The 20,018-nt window shown below is 73.1% G+C and carries 16 protein-coding genes and 1 riboswitch; of the genes, 5 read left to right on the plus strand and 11 right to left on the minus strand.

Going from position 1 to position 20,018, the window contains the following annotated elements:
• Nucleotides 1-41 precede the first annotated feature (41 nt).
• The gene (locus DPM19_RS32075; RefSeq protein WP_111871837.1) at nucleotides 42-1,160 is read right to left on the minus strand and encodes a PucR family transcriptional regulator; all 1,119 of its coding nucleotides are present in this window, start codon (nucleotides 1,158-1,160) and stop codon (nucleotides 42-44) included.
• Nucleotides 1,161-1,275: 115 nt separating this feature from the next.
• Here DPM19_RS32075 and DPM19_RS32080 point away from each other — a divergent pair, with 115 nt between their 5' ends.
• Nucleotides 1,276-2,037 carry a class II aldolase/adducin family protein gene (locus tag DPM19_RS32080; protein ID WP_233511010.1) on the plus strand — a complete coding sequence of 254 codons (762 nt, stop codon included), beginning with the start codon at nucleotides 1,276-1,278 and terminating at the stop codon, nucleotides 2,035-2,037.
• A gap of 326 nt (nucleotides 2,038-2,363) precedes the next feature.
• On the opposite strand, the gene DPM19_RS32085 is transcribed toward DPM19_RS32080, so the two are convergent.
• The 5 genes from DPM19_RS32085 to DPM19_RS32105 all read right to left on the minus strand — a co-directional run bounded on the left by DPM19_RS32085 (nucleotide 2,364) and on the right by DPM19_RS32105 (nucleotide 7,035).
• On the minus strand, nucleotides 2,364-3,326 hold the full coding sequence (locus DPM19_RS32085; RefSeq protein WP_111871839.1) for a hypothetical protein: 963 nt from the start codon (nucleotides 3,324-3,326) through the stop codon (nucleotides 2,364-2,366).
• 151 nt (nucleotides 3,327-3,477) lie between these two features.
• On the minus strand, nucleotides 3,478-3,918 hold the full coding sequence (locus DPM19_RS32090) for an HNH endonuclease (protein WP_111871840.1): 441 nt from the start codon (nucleotides 3,916-3,918) through the stop codon (nucleotides 3,478-3,480).
• A gap of 145 nt (nucleotides 3,919-4,063) precedes the next feature.
• Nucleotides 4,064-5,062 carry an adenylate/guanylate cyclase domain-containing protein gene (locus DPM19_RS32095; protein WP_111871841.1) on the minus strand — a complete coding sequence of 333 codons (999 nt, stop codon included), beginning with the start codon at nucleotides 5,060-5,062 and terminating at the stop codon, nucleotides 4,064-4,066.
• Nucleotides 5,063-5,121: 59 nt separating this feature from the next.
• On the minus strand, nucleotides 5,122-5,511 hold the full coding sequence (locus DPM19_RS32100; protein ID WP_111871842.1) for a VOC family protein: 390 nt from the start codon (nucleotides 5,509-5,511) through the stop codon (nucleotides 5,122-5,124).
• 57 nt (nucleotides 5,512-5,568) lie between these two features.
• Nucleotides 5,569-7,035: a dihydrolipoyl dehydrogenase family protein gene (locus tag DPM19_RS32105; RefSeq protein ID WP_111871843.1), complete on the minus strand. Its 1,467-nt coding sequence runs from the start codon at nucleotides 7,033-7,035 to the stop codon at nucleotides 5,569-5,571.
• 317 nt (nucleotides 7,036-7,352) lie between these two features.
• Here DPM19_RS32105 and DPM19_RS36870 point away from each other — a divergent pair, with 317 nt between their 5' ends.
• The 3 genes from DPM19_RS36870 to DPM19_RS32120 all read left to right on the plus strand — a co-directional run bounded on the left by DPM19_RS36870 (nucleotide 7,353) and on the right by DPM19_RS32120 (nucleotide 11,145).
• Nucleotides 7,353-8,768 (plus strand): sensor histidine kinase, encoded by a 1,416-nt coding sequence (locus DPM19_RS36870; protein WP_158566963.1) that lies wholly within the window; start codon nucleotides 7,353-7,355, stop codon nucleotides 8,766-8,768.
• A 221-nt stretch (nucleotides 8,769-8,989) separates the two neighbouring features.
• Nucleotides 8,990-9,916 carry an SRPBCC family protein gene (locus tag DPM19_RS32115; RefSeq protein ID WP_111871845.1) on the plus strand — a complete coding sequence of 309 codons (927 nt, stop codon included), beginning with the start codon at nucleotides 8,990-8,992 and terminating at the stop codon, nucleotides 9,914-9,916.
• A 56-nt stretch (nucleotides 9,917-9,972) separates the two neighbouring features.
• Nucleotides 9,973-11,145 (plus strand): zinc-dependent alcohol dehydrogenase, encoded by a 1,173-nt coding sequence (locus DPM19_RS32120; RefSeq protein ID WP_111871846.1) that lies wholly within the window; start codon nucleotides 9,973-9,975, stop codon nucleotides 11,143-11,145.
• Nucleotides 11,146-11,196: 51 nt separating this feature from the next.
• Here the strand turns inward: DPM19_RS32120 and DPM19_RS32125 are convergent, their stop codons facing one another.
• From DPM19_RS32125 to DPM19_RS32140, 4 genes are all read right to left on the minus strand, one after another.
• Nucleotides 11,197-12,171 (minus strand): GNAT family N-acetyltransferase, encoded by a 975-nt coding sequence (locus DPM19_RS32125; RefSeq protein ID WP_111871847.1) that lies wholly within the window; start codon nucleotides 12,169-12,171, stop codon nucleotides 11,197-11,199.
• A gap of 78 nt (nucleotides 12,172-12,249) precedes the next feature.
• Nucleotides 12,250-13,227: a methylmalonyl Co-A mutase-associated GTPase MeaB gene (meaB, locus tag DPM19_RS32130; RefSeq protein ID WP_111871848.1), complete on the minus strand. Its 978-nt coding sequence runs from the start codon at nucleotides 13,225-13,227 to the stop codon at nucleotides 12,250-12,252.
• Entirely contained in the window at nucleotides 13,227-15,425 is a 2,199-nt protein-coding gene (gene scpA, locus DPM19_RS32135) for a methylmalonyl-CoA mutase (protein ID WP_111871849.1), read from the minus strand. The genes meaB and scpA overlap by 1 nt, the downstream gene beginning before the upstream one ends.
• The gene (locus DPM19_RS32140; RefSeq protein WP_111871850.1) at nucleotides 15,422-17,290 is read right to left on the minus strand and encodes a methylmalonyl-CoA mutase subunit beta; all 1,869 of its coding nucleotides are present in this window, start codon (nucleotides 17,288-17,290) and stop codon (nucleotides 15,422-15,424) included. The genes scpA and DPM19_RS32140 overlap by 4 nt, the downstream gene beginning before the upstream one ends.
• 205 nt (nucleotides 17,291-17,495) lie before the next feature.
• Nucleotides 17,496-17,623: riboswitch (cyclic di-AMP (ydaO/yuaA leader) on the plus strand.
• A 6-nt stretch (nucleotides 17,624-17,629) separates the two neighbouring features.
• On the opposite strand from DPM19_RS32140, the gene DPM19_RS32145 reads away from it, so the two are divergent.
• Entirely contained in the window at nucleotides 17,630-18,601 is a 972-nt protein-coding gene (locus DPM19_RS32145) for a CHAP domain-containing protein (protein WP_111871851.1), read from the plus strand.
• Nucleotides 18,602-18,663: 62 nt separating this feature from the next.
• On the opposite strand, the gene DPM19_RS32150 is transcribed toward DPM19_RS32145, so the two are convergent.
• Nucleotides 18,664-19,920 carry a L,D-transpeptidase gene (locus DPM19_RS32150; RefSeq protein WP_233511011.1) on the minus strand — a complete coding sequence of 419 codons (1,257 nt, stop codon included), beginning with the start codon at nucleotides 19,918-19,920 and terminating at the stop codon, nucleotides 18,664-18,666.
• Nucleotides 19,921-20,018 lie beyond the last annotated feature (98 nt).

Raw genomic sequence — 20,018 nt, forward strand, 5'->3', positions numbered from 1 at the left:
CCGGTGGACGCCCATCCTGCTACGGCGGCGGGGCGCGGTGATCACCGGGCGGGTGCCAGCCAGCAGCGCAGCGCCCACCACCAGTGGGCGGTGTGGGCGACGGCGGTGCCGGGCGCCGGCGCGAGCGACCGGCCGGTGAGCTCCTGCAGCCGGCGGAGCCGGTACTTGACGGTGTTGGGATGGACGTGCAGCGCCGCGGCGGCCGGGTCGATCCGCCCGCCGTGGTCCAGGTAGGCCAGCGCGGTCTCGGCCAGTTCCCGGTGGAAGGGGTCGCCGGGGGCCAGCCCGGCGAGCAGCCGATCCGCCAGCAGGCCGCCGAGCTCGGGCTCGGCCGCGGCGGCCGTCAGCAGCGACAGGCCGGTGAGGGGGTGCAGCCCGCTCAGCCCGGCGGTCCCGGCGGCGCGCAACGCCCGCCGGGCGAGCTGGTAGCGGGACGCGAGGGCGGTCACCGGCGCGGGCGGTGCGACCACCAGCAGCGGGCCGTCGGCGGGCACCTCGTCGGGCGGCCGGACCACCAGGGCCGCGAACCGCCCGTCGACCAGGCCGCACAGGCCCGGCCGCAGCGCGCGCTCCAGCCGGCCGGCCGCCTCGGGGTCGCCGACCTCGCCGACCACGCAGTGGTAGGCCGCCGTCGGGTCGAAGGGGGCCGGCATCGAGGCGGGCTCCCCGTGCAGCAGCCGGCGGAGCACCTGGACCCGGCCCTCCCGGGCGGTGCGGGTGAACTCCAGCTCGGCGACCCGGTGGGCGTGGACCATCCGGTGCGACAGCGCGGTGGAGATCGCGTCGAGCCGGGTGACCCCGTCCAGGAGGAGGTCGGCGGGCACCCCCCGGGCCCGGCCCTCGGCCACCAGCGCCTGGACGATGTGCGAGCGGCCGGCCTGGAACCCGTCCAGCAGGGCGGTCACCGGGACGCCCTGCCGGGCCCGGTCGGCGCCCAGCCGCTCGGCCGCCCGCAGGGCCTCCTCGCCCGGCCCGGTCCCGGCGACCAGCGCGTCGATGGCGCCGTCGATCAGTGCCCGGGTGTGCCGGCGGGTCTCCTCCTCGGGCAGTTCGGCCACCAGCGGCGACCGGCTTCGGGCGGCGCGGACCGTGGCCTCCAGCAGCCGTGGATCACGGCCGCCGGCGGCCAGCAGTTCCAACAGGTCGGCCGGCCATTCCATGCGAGCTCCCACGTTGTCCCGATCCGACAACCCTGATCGCCGTGCTTGGATCCGGACAGTCTAGGAGAGCCGGGCGGGCATCGGCTTTGGTGGTAGTAGACAACGAGGAGGCGTGGTGTCCGAACTGATCTACCGGCTGCCGCCCACGTTCGACGACGTGGCGGACGAGCGACGGCATCGCAAGGAGCGGCTGACCTCGGCACTGCGCCTGTTCGGCAAGTTCGGCTTCGAGGAGGGCGTGGCGGGCCACATCACCGCCCGCGACCCGGAGCTGACCGACCACTTCTGGGTCAACCCCTTCGGCATGTCCTTCAAGCACATCCGGGTCAGCGACCTGATCCTGGTCGACCACGAGGGCCAGGTCGTGGAGGGCCGCTACCCGGTCAACCAGGCGGCCTTCGCGATCCACTCCCAGGTCCACCAGGCCCGTCCCGACGTGGTGGCCGCGGCGCACAGCCACTCGGTGCACGGCCGGGCGCTGTCGGCCCTCGGCGAGCTGCTGGAGCCCATCACCCAGGACGTGTGCGCCTTCTACGAGGACCACGCGCTGTTCGACGACTACACCGGCGTCGTCAACGACACCGAGGAGGGCAAGCGGATCGCCGCCGCGCTGGGCGGCCACAAGGCCGTGATCCTGCGCAACCACGGGCTGCTGACCGTCGGCGACTCGGTGGACGCCGCCGCCTGGTGGTTCATCACCATGGAACGCTCGTGCCAGGTCCAGCTGCTGGCCAAGGCCGCCGGCCGGGTGGTGCACATCGAGCACGACAACGCGGCGCTCACCCGCGAGCAGATCGGCAACGACCTGGTGGCCTGGATCAACTACCAGCCGCTGTACGACCAGATCACCCGGGAACAGCCCGACCTGTTCGACTGATCTCCCGCTCGTCGGCCCCACGGCAGTGGCGCGGCCGGCTCCGGGCCCGGGCCTCGGCGGTCTCCACCGCGCCCCGCCGAGGCCGGGCCCGCCCCTGCGGGCGGGCCTTCGGCGGGCCGTGGCCGGACCGTGCCCCCGGACACCTCGCCGGACCGGGCGGGGCCCGACCGCCCGACGGCAAGGAGGTGCCGCCGGGCGGGCCTCGTGCGCCCTTCGCCGCGAACGTACCGGCCGGTGCGCCGGCCCGCTTGTCCGGGCCGTTCAGAAACCGGACCGGGCCTTGCGCACCGGTTGACAACACCGGTACGCCGCCGGATCCGGGCCGGTCACAGCACCGAGATGTGGACGTGGTCGAAGTGGTTGGCGGTGATGCCGCCCCGGTTCTCCATGGCCCGCCAGCCGCCGCCGCTGCGGGTGTCCCAGATGCGCTGCTTCCAGATGATGTACTTCACGCCGTACTGGGAGGCGTTGTTGATCGCGAACTGGGCGACCTGGTCGCCGTGCGCCTGGGCGCTCGCGCTGGGCATCCGCCCGCCGGTGCTCTCCATGAAGTCGCAGGCGGTGCCGGTGCCGTGGTCCTGCGCGCCGGCGCCGCCGCGGAAGCACCCGATCGTGGGGAACGGGCCGAACCGGCCGTCGATGGCGAGCATCAGGGTCCGCATCCGCGCGGTCATGGACGAGCCGGTCACGGGCGACTTGGAGCCGCTCGCCCCGTCAGGCCGGGTCACGGTGGGCCGCTCGGGCCGGTATTTGGCCAGCAGCTTCCGCACCCGGGTGCGCTGCTTCTCCAGGTCCTCGATCTGCTTGCGCACCTCGGTCACCTTGGCCGCCGAACTCTTGCGGGCCTGGGCGGCCTTGACCTGCAACGCCTGGGCGCTCTGCAGGCGCAACTCATTGTTGCGGGCCAGGTGCTGGACGACGGCCGCGTCCCTGATCGCGGCGCTGGGGTCCGCGCTGGTGACCACGGGGATGGGGTCGATGCCGCCGGTCATGTAGGAGGTCGCGGCGATCCGCCCGACGTCGGTGCGGGCGGCGGTGAGGTCGCGCTCCAGCCGGTCCGCCTCGGTGGCGGCCCGCTGGGCGGCCCGCCGCGCCTCGTTGAGCGCGATCAGTTCGCCGCGGTACTCCTTGTTCAGCGCGGCGGCTTTCTTCTCGAGCCGGGCGAGTTCCTTCTGCGGGTCCGGGGCGGCGAGTGCGCCGGCGGTCAAGCCGGGGAGCGCGGGCGGCAGCATGATCACCGTCGCCATGGTGATCGCGATCGCGGCGCGCCGGGGGGAGGCGCCTGTCACTGGTAGTCCTGCCGATCACTCGGAGAATTGGCCGAAACGTTACCATAAGCCACAGTTGCCTAGCTTTGTCTCATCAACAGCGAACAAAAGGGCCGAGCCGCCCGAAGCGGCCCGGCCCTCCTCACATGAGACTCCGGTCAGGGATGCGCGGTCAGAGGTCGAACAGCTCCTCCCAGCGCGGTACCCGCGGCTCGATCCGCAGCCGCAGCCCGGCCTCGGCCGGAGTGCGGTCGCCCTTGCGGTTGTTGCACCGGCCGCAGGCGAGCACAGTGTTCAGCCAGCTGTCGGCGCCGCCGCGCGACTGCGGCTGCACGTGGTCGATGGTGTGCCCGGGCTTGCCGCAGTAGCCGCACAGCCCCCCGTCGCGCAGGTGCACCCCGCGCCGGCTCCACGGAGGGCGCCGGCCGTGCCGCCACCGCATCGCCACGTAGCGCACCAGCCGCAGCACCCGGGGCACCGGGAAGTGACCGATGGTGCGACCCTCCACCGCCTCCTCCACGACGGCCACCCCGCGCACCAGCATCTTGATCGCGTGCCGCACGTCCACCCGCTGTAAGGGCTCGTACGAGGCATTCAAAACGAGCACGTTCACCTTCGGTCACCTCCTTCTCAGCTCGGCTCGGACGGCACCGCCGGATTCGGCCGGATCCCGGCGGGACGGCGCGGTATCGATGGTGCCACCTGCACAGACCCTCGATCATCTGATTTTCGCCGCGTCGCGCCGTGTTCGTACCGGCTCATCGCCCGGCCGCCCGGATGACGGTGAAAGCGGGCACCTCGTCGAAGCCGCGGACCGCCAGCGGGCCCATCGCCCGCAGCACGAACTCCCGGCGACCGGTCAGGCCGGCGCCCATCCCGGCGTCGACCAGCACGCCGCCGGGGTCCACCAGCGCGGTGAGTCGGCTCGCGAGGTTCACCGTGTTGCCGAAGACGTCCCCCAGCCGGGCCAGCACCGGGCCGAACGCCGCCCCCACCCGCAGCGGTGGCATCGCCGGATCCCGGTCGTGCGCCTCCACCAGCCCCAGGGCGATCTCGGCGGCCTCGTGGGCGGAGTCGGCGACGAACATCACCGAGTCCCCCAACGTCTTGATCACCCGGCCCCGGCCGGCCGTCACCACGTCCGCCGACCGGCCCTCGAACCGCTCCACCAGCAGCCCCAGCTCGCGCTCCCCCAGCCGCCGGCTCAGCCGGGTGAACCCCACCAGGTCCGCGAACCCCACCGCCCACCGCGCAGCCGTCGTGCCCGGCTCGACCTGCTCCAGCCGTCCCGTCGAGACCGCGAGCTGCCGCCGCCACGTGTAGACCAGCAGCCCCTCCAGTTCGGGCAGCAGTTCCGGCAGCCGGGCGGCCAGGTGGTGCGCCCGGCCGCCGGGCGGCACCCCGACCCGCTCCATCAGCTCCATGACGAGCTCGGCCTGCGCCTCGGCCAGCCGCGCCGCCGACCGGCCCAGCGACCGGGCGAGCTGCAGCGCCTGCCCCTCCTCGAACCCCTCGTCGACCAGCCGGAGCAGTGCCGACAGCGCGCCCACGTCGGCGTCGGTGAACTCCACCGCGTCGTCGTCCACGTTGGCGAACCCCAGCGCCCGCCAGAAGCGCCGCGCACGGTACACCGGCACCCCGGCCAGCCGCGCCACCTCGCGGCTGGTATATCGGCGGTCATGGCGCAGCAGGGCAGTCTCCAGCTCGCCCTCCGGGTCTCGCGCCGCCATCAGCCCCGCCTCATCCCGAACCCGCATCGACCGACCATCGCGGACACCGAAGCCTAACCGGGCACCGGAAATGCGACGGCGGCCGGTCAGCCCCCGGAGTGCTGCATCAGGGCCAGAACGGCCCCGGCGGGATCCCGGATGACGCAGTACGCGCCGGGCCCCTCGCCCTTGGGCCCCGCGACGACGGCACCGCCGAGCGCGACGCACTTCTCGACGCGGGCGGCCAGGTCGTCCACCGCGATGTACACCAGCCACTGCCCCGGCAGGTCGGCGTTCTCGCCCTCCCTGCGGCAGACCCCGGCGACGGGAGTGCCGTCCGGGCCGGTCATGAAGTAGTCGTCGTGGTCGTCGTAGTCGGCGCCGCCGTGCAGGCCCTGGACGCCCCAGCCGACCACGTCGGCGTAGAAGTCGCGTAGCCGCGCGGCCTCGGGGACGGTCAGGTCGAGTCCGATGATCGTGCCCGGGCGGGGGGTCATGGCATCTCCCGTCGTGAGGTGAGTTCGGGCGTCCCGGGCGCGCCGTCCGGGCTCCGGCTAGAGGCCGTACTCCTCCAGCAGGTGCAGCCAGATCTCGCTGACGGCCGGGAACACCGGGACAGCATGCCAGAGCCGTTCCATCGGCACCTCGCCGACGACCGCGATCGTGGCCGAGTGCAGGAGATCGGCCACGCCGGGCCCGACGAAGGTCACGCCGAGCAGGACGCGGCGCCGCTCGTCGACAACGGCCTTGGCGCGGCCACGGTACCCGTCGGCCTGCAGGTAGGCGCCGGTGACCTGCGCCAGGTCGTACTCGACGACGCGCACGTCGAAGCCCTCGGCCCGGGCGGCCTCCTCGGTGCGCCCCACACAGCAGACCTGCGGGTCGGTGAAGACCACCTGGGGGGCACCGAGGCCGTCCGCGATCTCGCGGAGCCCGGGCAGGTCGTCCGGCCGGCCGGCGGCCCGGGCGGCGATCACGTCGCCGCACAGCCGGGCCTGGTACTTGCCCATGTGGGTGAGGAGGTCGAGCCCGTTGACGTCGCCGACGGCGTACAGCCAGTCCCCGGCCACGCCCTCGACCCGCATGTCGGGGCCCACCCGCAGCGGACCCGTGGGCTCCAGCCCCACGGTGTCGAGGCCGAGCCCGTCGACGGCGGAGCGGCGGCCGGTGGCGACCAGCAGTTCGTCGACCTCCAGGGTGCCGCCGTCGTCCAGGTGCAGGGTCACCGGGCCGTCCGCGTCCGCCCGGTCGACGCGTACGGGCTGCCGGCCGAACCGCACGTCGATCCCCTTGCGCCGCATCTCCTCCAGCAGCAGTTCGCCGGCGAACGGCTCGGTACGGGCCAGCAGCCGGTGACCGCGCACGAGGATCGTCGTCTCCTCGGCACCGAGGAAGTGCAGGGCCTGGGCCATCTCGCAGGCGACCGGGCCGGCGCCGATCACGGCCAGCCGCCGGGGCGCCTTGGTGAACGTGGTGGCCTCGCGGTTCGTCCAGGGGTTCGCCTCGGCCAACCCGGGGATCGAGGGCAGCGCCGGCTCGGTCCCGGTGGCCAGGATCACCGCGTGCCGGGCGCGCAGTTCGGTGCCGGTGCCGTCCGGCCGCACCGCCTCGACCAGGCGGGGGCCCCGCAGCCGCCCGAACCCGCGCACCATGACGGCCGGCAGGCTCTCCACCCAGGCGACCTGCTTGCTGTCGTCCAGGTGGTAGATGGTCTCGTCGCGCCGGGCGAGGACTGCGGGCACGTCGACGGAACCGGTCAGCGCCGCCGCCACCCCCCGCACGCGGCGGGCCTCGTCGACCGACTCCATGGGGCGCAGCAGCGCCTTGCTCGGCACGCAGGCGTAGTAGGCGCACTCACCGCCGGCGAGGCGGCTCTCCACCAGGGCGGCCGTCAGCCCGCCCCGCACCGCCCGGGCGACCGCGATCTCTCCCGCGGGGCCGCCGCCGATCACGACGACGTCGACGTCGACGTCGGCTTCCGCGCCGCCGCCAGGGTGCGGGGAAGTGTGCTGCTGGGACATGCTTCCGGCCTTCCTCGAGGTGCGGGCTGGGAACGGCCCGGTGAGCGCCGTCCCGGCTTGTCCAAACTTGTGCCCGCCCCAGGCGCGCTCGCCCGGATCTGCGCAGTAATGACCCGTTCATTGCCAATCTGCTACATATCAGACACGTAGAGTGGGCGCGTGAGTTCCCCTGAACGCACGCAGGTGTCGGCGCGCGCGGGACCCCCGCCACGCGCCGGCCCCGGTGGTCCTCCCTTTAGACCACGTGACCTGCGACTACCCCGCGGATGGGCAAGGCCCGTCCCGGCCGCGCGCGGCACCTCACGAGGGGACGGTCGGTGAACTGGAAACGCTCATCGCTTCGCACGGGCTCCACCCTGATCGCCGCCGTCATCGCGGCCCTGGTGTCGATCAGCATCAGCCTGCTCTTCCTCCTCCAGGTCGCCGCGGAACGGGAGGACCGGGACGCGGCGCGGGCCGACGCGGCCATCGACCGGGTGTTCTTCATGATCAGGAAGGACCGGCTTCCGCCGGAACTGTCCAACCGCCAGGACGAGACGATGGTCCAGGTCGTGGACTCCCGCGGCCGGGTCGTCTCCGCCTCCGAGTCCCTGGCGGGCCGGCCGCCGATGGCGACCTTCGTCCCGCCCCCCGGGCAGCGGGTCCGGATCGAGCGGACCCTGTGCCCCCCGAACGGGCTGACCGGATGCATGGACGTCAAGGCGACGGCGGTCACCGACCGCATGAGCCCGGCCCCGCAGAACCACATGATCATCTATACCGCAACGCCCCATCACCCCTGGTACGGGTCCCTCGGGATGCTGCTCCTGGCAGGCGCCGCCTCGACGATGGCGACCGCGCTGGCATCGGCCGGGATCTACTGGATGGTCACCAAGACCCTGGCCCCCATGAACGCCATCCGCACCGAACTGGCCGAGATCACCGCCACCAACCTCGACCGCCGGGTACCGGTGCCCAAGCACCAGGAACTCCGGCTGATGGCCGAGACGGTGAACGCCACCCTGGACCGCCTCCAGAACGCCGTCGACCAGTTGCGGCGCTTCACCTCGGAGGCCTCGCACGACCTGCGCAGCCCGATCACCGCGATGCGCACCCACCTGGAGGAGGCGCTGCTCTACCCCGAGGACACCGACTGGCCGCGACTGACCACGGAGGTGCTGTCCGGGGTGGAGCGGCAGCAGGCGATCGTGACCGACCTGCTGACCCTGTCCCGGCTGGACTCCGGCCTGCCCCTGTACCGCGAGCCGACCGACCTCGCCCGCCTGGTCGAGGCCGAACTGGGCCGGCGTCCCCCCGCCCGGGTCGGCATCGTCCGGAAGCTGGGCGAAGGGGTGATCGTCGACTGTGACCGGCTGCGCATCACCCGGCTGCTGACCAACCTGCTCGACAACGCCGAACGCCACGCCACTGGTCAGATCACCGTCACCGTCCGCTTCCAGGACTCCAGCGCGGTGCTGGAGGTCGCCGACGACGGCGAGGGCGTCCCACCCGAGCACCGCGAGAAGATCTTCGAGCGCTTCACCCGGCTGGAGGCCTCCCGCTCCCGCGACCCGGCCGGCACGGGGCTCGGCCTGCCGATCTGCCGGGATATCGCCAAGGCCCACCACGGCACCCTGGCCCTGGAGGACAGCGACCACGGGGCTCGCTTCGTCCTCTACCTCCCCCGGGCCGGGCACTTCCCCCAGGAACCCGAGTGCGCTCCGGAGCCGCACGACCCCGCCACGCTCCGATGATCACCGCCGCGCGCTCGGCGGCCGACCCGCGTCCCAGCACGCTCCGCCGCCCCGGGCGGTGACCTGGAGGCCCGCCGGCCATGGCCCGAGCGGTCGGCTCCGTGTCACGGCGATGCGCCCGGGTAGTGGGGGCGCGAGGCGGGCCGACGGCCTCCGGGGGCGCACCGTCGCGCCCCGGGCGACCCGTCTCTCGGCGAACACCGAGTTCATGAGAGGTCGAGATGAGCGCACCGTACGACGAGCACGAGGCCAGAGGACTCGCCCGCGCGCTGGGCTGGATGAGCCTCGGGCTGGGGACCGCCCAACTCACCGCGCCGCGCGCCGTCGGCCGGACGGCCGGCGTCGACGACTCGCCGGTGATCCGGGCCCTGCTGCCCCTGGTGGGGCTACGCGAGCTGACGCACGCCGCGGGCCTGCTGAGAGGGCACCGGCCGACGCGCTGGGCGTGGACGCGCGTGGCCGGCGACGCCATGGACCTGGCCATTCTGGGCACGGCCCTGCGGGACCGGCGGGGCCCGCGCCGGCAGCGCGTCGCGGCGGCCACCGCGGCCGTGGCCGGCATCACCGCCATCGACCTGTACACCGCGCTGCGGGCACGGGCCGCCGCCGGCGGCACGGGCGACCTGCACCTGCGCGCCTCCGTCACGGTCAACCGGCCCCGCGCCGAGGCGTACCGGCACTGGCGCGAGTTCGGCAACCTGCCCCGGTTCATGACCCACCTGCGGTCGGTGGACGACATCGGTGAGGGGCGCACCCGCTGGACCGCCGAGGCGCCGGTCAAGAGCACCGTCTCCTGGGAGGCCGAGCTCGTCGAAGACCTGCCCGACGAGCTGATCGCCTGGCGCTCGCTGCGGGACACCGGGCAGGGCCCCGGCGTCTCCAGCTCCGGGTCGGTGCGCTTCTCCGACGCCCCCGGCGGGCGCGGCACCGAGGTGCGGGTGGAGATGACCTACGCGCCGCCCGGCGGCAGGGTCGGCGCGGCCTTCGCCCGCCTCTTCGGCGAGCACCCCGAGCAGCAGGTCCGCGACGACCTGCGCCGGTTCAAGCAGATCCTGGAGACCGGTGAGGTGGCGCGCTCGGACGCCCGCCCCGAGGGGTTCCGCGCCCGGGGATTCGCCCGGGAGCGGCCGGCGCAGCCCGTGGCGTGACGTCCGAACCCTTCGAGCTGCGGCCGGCACGGCCGCGGAGAGGAACGAGGAACACCGTGAAGGCCAACTGCTGGACGGGCAGGAACACCGTCGAGATCGAAAGGGTGCCGGACCCGCAGATCCTCAATCCGCGGGACGCGATCGTCCGGATCACCTCGACCGCCATCTGCGGCTCCGACCTGCACCTGTACGACGGTTACGTCCCCACCATGAAGAAGGGCGACGTCCTCGGCCACGAATTCATGGGCGAGGTCGTGGAGGTCGGGCCCGGCGTGTCGAACCTGCGGCCGGGGGACCGGGTGGTGGTCCCCTTCCCCATCGCCTGCGGCAACTGCTGGTCCTGCGAGCACGAGCTGTACTCGCTGTGCGAGAACTCCAACCCCAACGCGGGGATCGCCGAGAAGCTCCTGGGGCACTCCCCCGCGGGCGTCTTCGGCTACTCCCACATGCTGGGCGGCTACCCCGGCGGGCAGGCGGAGTACGCGCGCGTGCCCTTCGCCGACGTCGGGCCAATCAAGATCGAGGACGATCTGCCCGACGAGAAGGTGCTCTTCCTGTCCGACATCCTGCCCACCGGCTACATGGGGGCGGAGATGTGCGGCATCTCCCCCGGCGACACCATCGCCGTCTGGGGAGCCGGGCCCGTCGGGCAGTTCGCCGCGGCCAGCGCCCGCCTGCTGGGCGCCGAGCGGGTCATCGTCATCGACCGCTTCCCGCACCGGCTGCGGATGGCCCGGGAGCACACCGGGGCGGAGACGATCGACTACGCGGAGACCGACGTCCTGGAGGAGCTGCGGGAGATGACCGCCGGCCGCGGGCCGGACGCGTGCATCGACGCCGTGGGCATGGAGGCGCACCATCCCAACCCGGCCATGTACGGCTACGACCGTGCCAAGCAGGCCGCCCGGCTGGAGACCGAGCGGCCGTACGCCCTGCGCGAGGCGATCATGGCCTGCCGCAACGGCGGCGTCGTCTCGGTCATCGGTGTCTACACCGGGCTCGCCGACAAGTTCCCGATGGGCGCGCTGATGAACCGGTCCCTCACCCTCCGGACGGGCCAGTGCCACACGCAGAAGTACCTGCGACCGCTGCTGGACCGCATCCGCAACGGGGAGATCGACCCCAGCTTCGTCATCTCCCACCGGATGCGGCTCGACCAGGCCCCGCGGGCCTACGAGATGTTCAAGAACAAGGTGGACGACTGCACCAAGATCGTCCTGACCCCGTGAACGGGCCCCCGGCGGGCCCCGCCGCGGGCCCGCCGGGGCTCCCGCTCCGGCCTAGGGAAGGTCGGCGGTGTCGGCCTGGTACTCGCGGTACTCGCGCTGCCCGCGGAACCCCAGCTCCCGGTTGACCGCCAGCATGGAGGCGTTGTCGTCGGCGTTGTCGGTCTCGATCTCCGCCACCTCGGGGCGCTCGGCCCGCAGCCAGTCGAGCATCGCCGCCTTCAACCAGATGCCCAGCCGCCGCCCCCGGTGTTCCGGCACCACCGCCGTGTCGTACTGGGCCGCCCGCTCCGGTGCCGCTCCCGGCACCACGACTTCGGTGAACCCGGCCAGTTCCGGCGCCGCCGAGGGGCCGTGCAGCGCCGCCACCGTGTAGAGGTCGTCGCCGCGCGCGGCGACGACCCCCGCCATCTCGCGGACCCGCGCGGCGTCCCACCGGAACTGCTCGCCCTCGGCCATCGCGATCTTGGCCGTGGCGAGCTGGCCGGCCAGCTCGTTCGGGACCGTTCCCGTCCAGCGCCGCAGCCGGTAGCCCGGCCGGCCCTCGGCCACCCGCCGCGCCACCTCCAGCGGATCCACCTCCGCCATCCGCAGCAGCATGCTCTGCAGGGTCAGCACGCAGTGGAAGCCCCGGCCCTCCAGGAACGGCACCGCCGGAGTGCCCGCCACCACCTGGGCGAAGACGGTCCGGCAGCCGCCGGCCCGCAGCGCTCCGCCCGCGGCCGCCAGCAGGCGGGTGCCGATGCCGCCGCGCCGGTGCTCCGGGCGCACATGGATGTCGATCTCGCCGGCCCGGTCGGGGTCGTCCGGCAGCCGCAGGTACGCCACCCCCGCGAGGTCGCCGTCCGGGCCCGGCTCGGCCCACAACAGGGTCCGGGAGGCCATCTTCGGGACGAGGAGCCGGGCCCGGGTCTGCTCGAAGTCCAGAGGCGGCTCGTCGGGCTGGTCGTGGGCGCACGCGGCGACCACGACGCGGTGCCACTGGCGGAGCTGCGCGTCGGTGGGAGTGTCGATCGCGATGACGGCCATGGAAGCCGTTCTATCGGATTCGGCCGTGGCGTGACCGCCACGTGGCACAACTCGTCCCACCGGGACGGTCAGGACGGGTCAGGAAAGGCCGGAGAACGCGTCCAGAATCCGCTCCGCGGCGATCGAAGGCGGCAGGCTCCCCTCGGCCACCGCCCGCTCCAGGCCGGGCACCAGCGCCCGCACCGCCGGGTCGGCCCGCAGCCCCGACAGCAGGCGGTCCTCCACCATCGCCCAGATCCACTGGACCTGCTGGCGGCGCCGGCGCTCGGCCAGTTCCCCGGTGGCCGCCAGCTCGTCCTGGTGCCGCTCGACGTGCTTCCAGACGGTGTCGAGCCCGCTGCCCGCCAGGGCGCTGCAGGTGAGGACGGGGGTGTCCCGGGCGCCCTCGGAGCGCAGCAGGCGCAACGCCCCGGCCAGCTCGCGGGCGGCCTTGCGGGCCTCCAGCTCGTGCGGGCCGTCGGCCTTGTTGACCGCGATCACGTCGGCGAGCTCCAGCACGCCCTTCTTGATGCCCTGCAGCTGGTCGCCGGTGCGGGCCAGCGTCAGGAACAGGAACGTGTCGACCATCTGGGCGACCGCGGTCTCCGACTGGCCCACCCCGACGGTCTCCACGAGCACCACGTCGTACCCGGCCGCCTCCATCACGACCATGGCCTCCCGGGTGGCCCGGGCGACCCCGCCGAGGGTGCCGGCGGTGGGCGACGGCCGGATGAACGCGGCGGGATCCACCGCCAGCCGGGCCATCCGCGTCTTGTCGCCCAGGATGCTGCCGCCGTGCCGGGTGGAGGAAGGGTCCACCGCGAGCACCGCCACCCGGTGCCCGGCCGCGGTCAGGTCCGTGCCGAGCGCGTCGATGAAGGTGGACTTGCCGACACCGGGAACGCCGGTGATGCCCACCCGGCGTGCCCGGCCCGCGTCCGGGGTCAGTTCGGCCAGCAGCCGGCCGGCCAGCTCCCGGTGGTCGGGCCGGGTGGACTCCACCAGGGTGATGGCGCGCGCGATCCATGCCCGCGCGCCCTCCCGTACCCCCTTCGCGTAGTCCGGGACGTCCGGCATCACGCGTGCCCGAGCCGCGCCGACAGCTCGCCCAGCAGGTCGATGGCGGCGTCGGCGATGACCGTGCCCGGCGGGAAGATCGCGCTGGCGCCCGCCGCGCGCAGCTCGTCGAAGTCGCCCGGCGGGATCACCCCGCCCACGACGATCATGATGTCCGCGCGGCCCAGTTCGGCCAGCTCCGCGCGCAGCGCCGGCACCAGGGTGAGGTGACCGGCGGCCAGGGAGGACACCCCGACGATGTGCACGTCGGCCTCGACCGCCTGCCGGGCGACCTCGGCGGGGGTCTGGAACAGCGGGCCCACGTCGACGTCGAAGCCGAGGTCGGCGAAGGCCGTGGAGATCACCTTCTGGCCGCGGTCGTGGCCGTCCTGGCCCATCTTGGCGACCAGGATCCGGGGGCGGCGGCCCTCGGCCTCCTCGAACCGGGCGGTCGCCGCCCGGCTCTGCTCGATGTTGGAGGCAGGGCCGGCCTCGTTGCGGTACACACCCGTGATCGTACGGATTTGCCCGGCATGACGCCCGTAGACCTGCTCCAGCGCGTCCGAGATCTCGCCCACGGTCGCCTTGGCGCGGGCCGCGTCGATCGCCAGAGCCAGCAGGTTGCCCTCCAGGTCGGGGCCGCTCGGCGCGCCCGCCGCCCCGGTCAGCGCGGCCAGCGCCGCCGCGACGTCGGCCTCCGACCGCTCGGCGCGCAGCCGCTGCAGCTTGTCGAGCTGCTGGGCGCGGACCGAGACGTTGTCGACCTTGAGCACCTCGATCGGTTCGTCGGCGTCCGGCCGGTACTTGTTGACGCCGATCACCGGCTGGCGGCCGGAGTCGATCCGGGCCTGGGTGCGCGCCGCCGCCTCCTCGATCCGCAGCTTGGGCAGGCCCTCGTCGATCGCCTTGGCCATGCCGCCGGCGGCCTCCACCTCCTGGATGTGCCCCCAGGCGCGGCGGGCCAGGTCGTAGGTCAGCCGCTCGACGTACGCGCTGCCGCCCCACGGGTCGATCACGTGCGTGGTACCCGACTCCTGCTGGAGCAGCAGCTGGGTGTTGCGGGCGATCCGGGCGGAGAAGTCGGTGGGCAGCGCCAGCGCCTCGTCCAGCGCGTTGGTGTGCAGCGACTGGGTGTGCCCCTGCGTGGCGGCCATCGCCTCGACACAGGTGCGCGCCACGTTGTTGAAGACGTCCTGGGCGGTCAGCGACCAGCCCGAGGTCTGGCTGTGCGTGCGCAGCGACAGCGACTTGGCGTTCTTGGGCCCGAACTCGCGGACCAGCCGGGCCCACAGCAGCCGGGCCGCCCGCATCTTGGCGACCTCCATGAAGAAGTTCATGCCGATCGCCCAGAAGAACGACAGCCGGGGGGCGAACGCGTCGATGTCGAGCCCCGCGGCGCGGCCCGCCCGCAGGTACTCCACGCCGTCGGCCAGGGTGTAGGCCAGCTCCAGGTCCGCCGTGGCCCCGGCCTCCTGAATGTGGTAGCCGGAGATCGAGATGGAGTTGAACTTCGGCATCCGCCGCGAGGTGAACGCGAAGATGTCGGAGATGATCCGCATCGACGGCGCCGGCGGATAGATGTAGGTGTTGCGGACCATGAACTCCTTGAGGATGTCGTTCTGGATGGTCCCGGCCAACTGCTCCGGCGCCACCCCCTGCTCCTCGGCGGCCACGATGTAGAGCGCCAGCACGGGCAGCACCGCGCCGTTCATGGTCATCGACACGCTCATCCGGTCCAGCGGGATGCCGGCGAAGAGCTGCCGCATGTCGTAGATGGAGTCGATCGCCACCCCGGCCATGCCGACGTCGCCGGCCACCCGCGGGTGGTCGCTGTCGTAGCCGCGGTGGGTGGCCAGGTCGAAGGCGACCGACAGGCCCTTCTGCCCGGCGGCCAGGTTGCGCCGGTAGAAGGCGTTGGACTCCTCCGCGGTGGAGAACCCGGCGTACTGGCGGATCGTCCACGGCTGGGTGGTGTACATGGGCGCGTACGGGCCGCGCAGGTAGGGGGCGACACCCGGGTAGCCCGCCAGGAAGTCCAGGCCGGCCAGGTCGGCCGCGCCGTAGACCGGCTTGACGTCGATGCCCTCGGGGGTCTCCCAGGTGAACTCGTCGGCGTCCTTGCCGGTCGCCTCCGCGACCGCGGCGCGCCACTGCCGGACGGTCTCCTCGGCCGGGACGGGGGCGCCGAGTTCGACATCGGAGAAGTCGGGGATCGTCATGGGGCCACTCCCAGGTCGTCCAGGGTCGTGCGGAGGACGCCGACGGCGTCGCAGCCGGCGAAGAGGCGGCCGGCCACGCCGTCGTACTCGCCCTTCCCGGCCAGCCAGACCTGCACCGCGCCCGCCGCGGTGAGCTCGCGGGCGGCGTCCACGGCCTGCTCCGCGTAGATCTTGTCGCTGGAGCACAGGCAGGCCACCGCGCCGGGCCCGCCGGTGAACTCCGCCGGGGGGCCGGAGACGGTCTCGACGCCGCCGGCCTGGAAGAGGTTGGCGGCGAAGGTCTCCCGGGCCGTGTGCGCGGCCACCGGCCCCAGCACGGCCAGGAACACCCGGGGCCGGGTACCGGTGGCGGCGGCGTGCCGGTCGGCCCGGTCGCGCAGCGCCTCGAAGTCCTGCGCGTAGTGGATCCGGGGCAGCCCGCCGCCGGCCGGTGCGGGCGCGGGGGCCCGCTCGGGCAGCCGCTCGGCCGGGTTCGGGAACTCGCTGACCCCGGTGAGGGGGGCACGGCGGTGGGCCAGGTCGGCGCGGCGGCGCTCCCAGGCGCCGGCCAGCCGCCCGGCGATCAGGCCGGACTCCAGGGCGGTGGCGAACCCGCCCGCCCGCTCGATCTCGGTGAACCAGTCCCAGGCGGCCCGGGCCAGGTCCTCGGTCAGCCGCTCGACGTACCAGGAGCCGCCGGCCGGGTCGGCGACCCGGGCCAGGCTCGACTCCTCCAGCAGCAGGGTCTGGGTGTTGCGGGCGATCCGGCGGGCGAAGTCGTCGGGCAGGCCGAGCCGGGCATCGAACGGTGCGACGGTGACCGCGTCGGCGCCGCCGACCCCGGCGGCGAAGCACGCCACGGTGGTGCGGAGCATGTTCACCCACGGGTCGCGGCGGGTCATCATCGGCTCGGAGGTCACCGCGTGCAGCCGCAGGGCGCCCTCGGCGGCGCCGCTCACCTCGGCCACCCGGGCCCACAGCCGCCGGGCCGCCCGCAGTTTGGCGATGGTGCGGAACTGGTCGGCGGTGGCCGCGTACCGGAACTCCAGTTGGGCGAACGCCTCGTCGACGGACAGCCCGGCGTCGGTCATCGCGCGCAGGTAGGCGACGCCCGCGGCCAGCGCTCCGCCGAGCTCATGGGCGTCGCCGCCGCCCGCGTCGTGGTGGACGGTAGCGTCAACGGTGATCGCGCGCAGCCGGGGGAACTCCCGGGCGCAGCGCACCGCCAGCGCGGCGGCGGATCCGGTCTCCGGTGCGCTCCCGGTACGGGCCGCCAGGCCCAGCGGATCGGCGCCCAGGCCGCCCATCACCTGGGCGGCGGCATCCCGCTCGGCGATCACGGTGAAGAACGCCTCGGCGGCCTCCTCGGTGCGGGTTCCCGCGTCCAGTACCACCGGTGCCAGGTCCAGCAGGACGTCCGCCAGTACCTCGGGCAGCCCGGCCACCGGGACTCCGCCGTCGCCCAGCCGCAGCCATACGGAGGTGCCGCCGTTCTGCAGGTCGGCCAGCACCGCGGCGCGAACGACCGCCGGATCGGGGTGCACGTGCCGTTGCCGGACGTCCCAGCCCGCCAGGCCCTCCTCGTCCGGGCGGATCTCGCGCAGGTGCGCGGGCAGCCCCGGGCGGGCGGGCACCGCGTCCTCGGCCGTGTAGAGCGGGGCCGCGGCGACACCGTCGTAGCCGCGGTGGGTCAGCGGTTCCTCGATCTCGGCGAGGGGGGTGTCGGCGGTCGCCGCGCCGGATCGGCTCAGCACCGTCCTGACCAGTTCCCGCCAGTGATCGCGGTCGACCTGGGGGAAGCCCGCGGCCAGGTCGAGGTCCTCTCCGGAGGACGCCGGAGGGGCGAGCCCTCCGTCCGTTCCGGGTTCTTCACGCGGCACCGTCATGGCAGGGATGGTAAGCGGGCGCATACTCTGGCCCGACCACCGGGTCCCTACCCTCTGGTAGGGGAAGACCGAAACCTATCTATATAGATCTTCCATGGTGTCTTCTTGGCGTTCCGTTGGCGCCCCCGAGTAACTTCAAGTACATTCCTCCGTGATCGGCCTGTGATCTACCTCCATCGGGGAGGGGCGGGCCGGCCGCCACATCCCGGTGGTACCGCCACTACCGCCGGGGAGCCGGGGACCCACGACATCCGGGGTAAGTCCGTCGTGCGCGGAGGGGCAACTCCTGGCCCCACCCGTCAGCTCACCCGGTCGGCGGTTGGGGAGAGCCATGGAGCCATGGACGAGATAGGCAAGAAGCTGCTCGAAGTCGCCAAGGGCGAGCTCGGTTACACCGAGAAGGCAGACGGTTACACCAAATTCGGCGACTGGTTCGCCAAGAACGTCGACGCCGACCACGACGCGTATTTCAAGACCGCCCCCTGGTGTGACATGTTCCTCGCCTGGGCCGCCAACGAGGCGGGCATCGAGGACTCGGTGGGCGAGTTCGCCGGCACCGTCCAGCACGCCAAGTGGTTCGAGGGGCACGGCGCCTGGGGCACCGAGCCCGAGGTCGGCGCCATCGTCTTCTTCGACTGGTCCGGCTCCAACTCCATCGACCGGATCGACCACGTCGGCATCGTCGAGAAGATCGACGGCAAGAAGATCCACACGATCGAGGCCAACGTCGACGGCATCCACCTCAAGCGCAAGGTCCGCGACGACGGCATCATCGTCGGCTACGGCTACCCCGCCAAGGTGAAGGTCACCCGGGACGAGGGCACCGGCTACGTGCCCAAGCACGCCGCGCCCCCGCCGTCCACCGGGCAGGTCACCGGCGACCTGCCCGCCAGGGTGACCACCGCCGCCGACTCCTCCCCCGAGGGGTGGACGCCGCCGCTCGCCGGGCAGGAGACCGCGGTGGTCACCGGCGCGCTGGCCCTCATCCTGGTCGGCAGCGTGGCGCTGGCGGTCGGCAAGTCCCGCACCGCGAAGTTCGCCGCCTCCCCGCCGGTGCGCGTCCGCAAGCGCGGCAAGCACCACCGCACCCCGGTGGAGCTGCCCGTCGACATGACCCCGGCCGACCTGGACGCCGCCGAGGCCGGTACCGAGATGATGCCGATCATCAGCGCGGTGACCGCGGCCGAGGCCGAGGACCGCGAGTTCTGGGGCAAGATCTCCACCCTGCAGGAGGACGAGGAGCTGGCCTTCTGGGGCTCGCTGCACGCCGAACTGGCCGAGTCCCCGCACGAGAGCCTCACCCTGGACTGAAAAGCCCTGCGGGGCGGGCCCGGAACTCCGGGTGGCCCGCCCCGCACCGCTCGCCCGGCGGTTCAGCCGGTGCTGACCTCCTGCTTCAGGGCGCTTCCCCGGACCCACTGCGTCCACGGCATCTGGTAGTAGGACCAGCCGTTGTTCCAGGCCAGCTGCCGCTTGGAGCCGGTCACGACGACCACGTCACCGCGGTAGGAGAGGTTGTAGAACCACTGCGCGAAGACCGGCGGGGAGTTCACGCAGCCGTGGCTGGCGTTCACCTGGCCCATCGCCCACATCCGGCTGCCCATGGCGTGCACGTACTCGCCGCTGCTGGAGATGCGGACGGCGAACGGGATCACTTCCTTGTAGCCGCCGTTCTCCTTGTCCTCGGGGTCGACGCCCATCCACTCGGACGTCATGATCTCCACGCGGTGCTTGCTCATGGTGAGGTGCACGCCGTTGGTGGTGAGGTAGGTGTCCACCCCGTTGACGACCCGGCCACCCTTGCCGGCGCTGATCCCGGTGGTCTTGCGGACCCTGCCGTTGACCTTGACGACCATCTTCTTGGTCTTGGTGCTGATGGTGCTGATGTGGGAGTCACCGATCTTGAACTTGCGGTTGACGTCCCGGGTGCCGTAAACGTCCTTGCCCGCCTTGACCCCGGCCAGCTTGGCCGACAGGGCCACCTGCTGGTTCGGCTGCCAGTACTGCCCGTTCTTGGTCCGGAAGATCACCTGCTGGCCGCTGACCCAGTACCAGGCGCCCACCGCGGGCTTGGTCGACTTGATCGTCAAGGCCCGCTCGACGGCCTTGCGGTCGGTGACCGTGCGGTTGAAGGTGACCGTGATCGGCATGCCGACCCCGACGGTCTCCCCGGCCATCGGCGTGACGTCGATGACGCTCAGCGGGTTGGCCGCCCGCAGGGTGCGGAACTTGCTCGTCGCGGTGGTGCTCTTCTGCGCGTTCTTGGCGGTCACCGACACCACGTACGCCACGCCCGGCACCAGGGTGCGCGACTTCCAGGTGGTGCGGTCGGCGGACATCTCGCCGGTGACGGCCCGCTGCCCGGCCAGCACGGAGACCTGGTCGAGCGTCCCGTTGGCGGCCTTGATGACCACACCCTGGTCGGGCCGGGCCTTGGTGTTCCCGTCGCCAGGGGTGATGGTGACGTGGGGCGCCGCCGCGTCCTCGGTGCCGCCCACGGTGACGCCGCTGTCGCCCTTCGTGCCGCCGCCGCCTCCCGAGCACGCCGTCGCGAGCAGGAGTGCCGCTCCCGTCAGCCCGGCCGTAGCCCGAACCCCGCGCAACGTACCCGCGGCAAACCTGCGCTGCACCGTGAACCTCCAAAACCCCGGTCTATACCCCAGAGACATTAGCGACAAAAGTCGCCGATGAGACCGGAACGCACCGGCTTTCCCGGCAGCCGAGACCG

The organism is Actinomadura craniellae (assembly GCF_003289645.1).
Classification (GTDB): Bacteria; Actinomycetota; Actinomycetes; order Streptosporangiales; family Streptosporangiaceae; genus Actinomadura_D; species Actinomadura_D craniellae.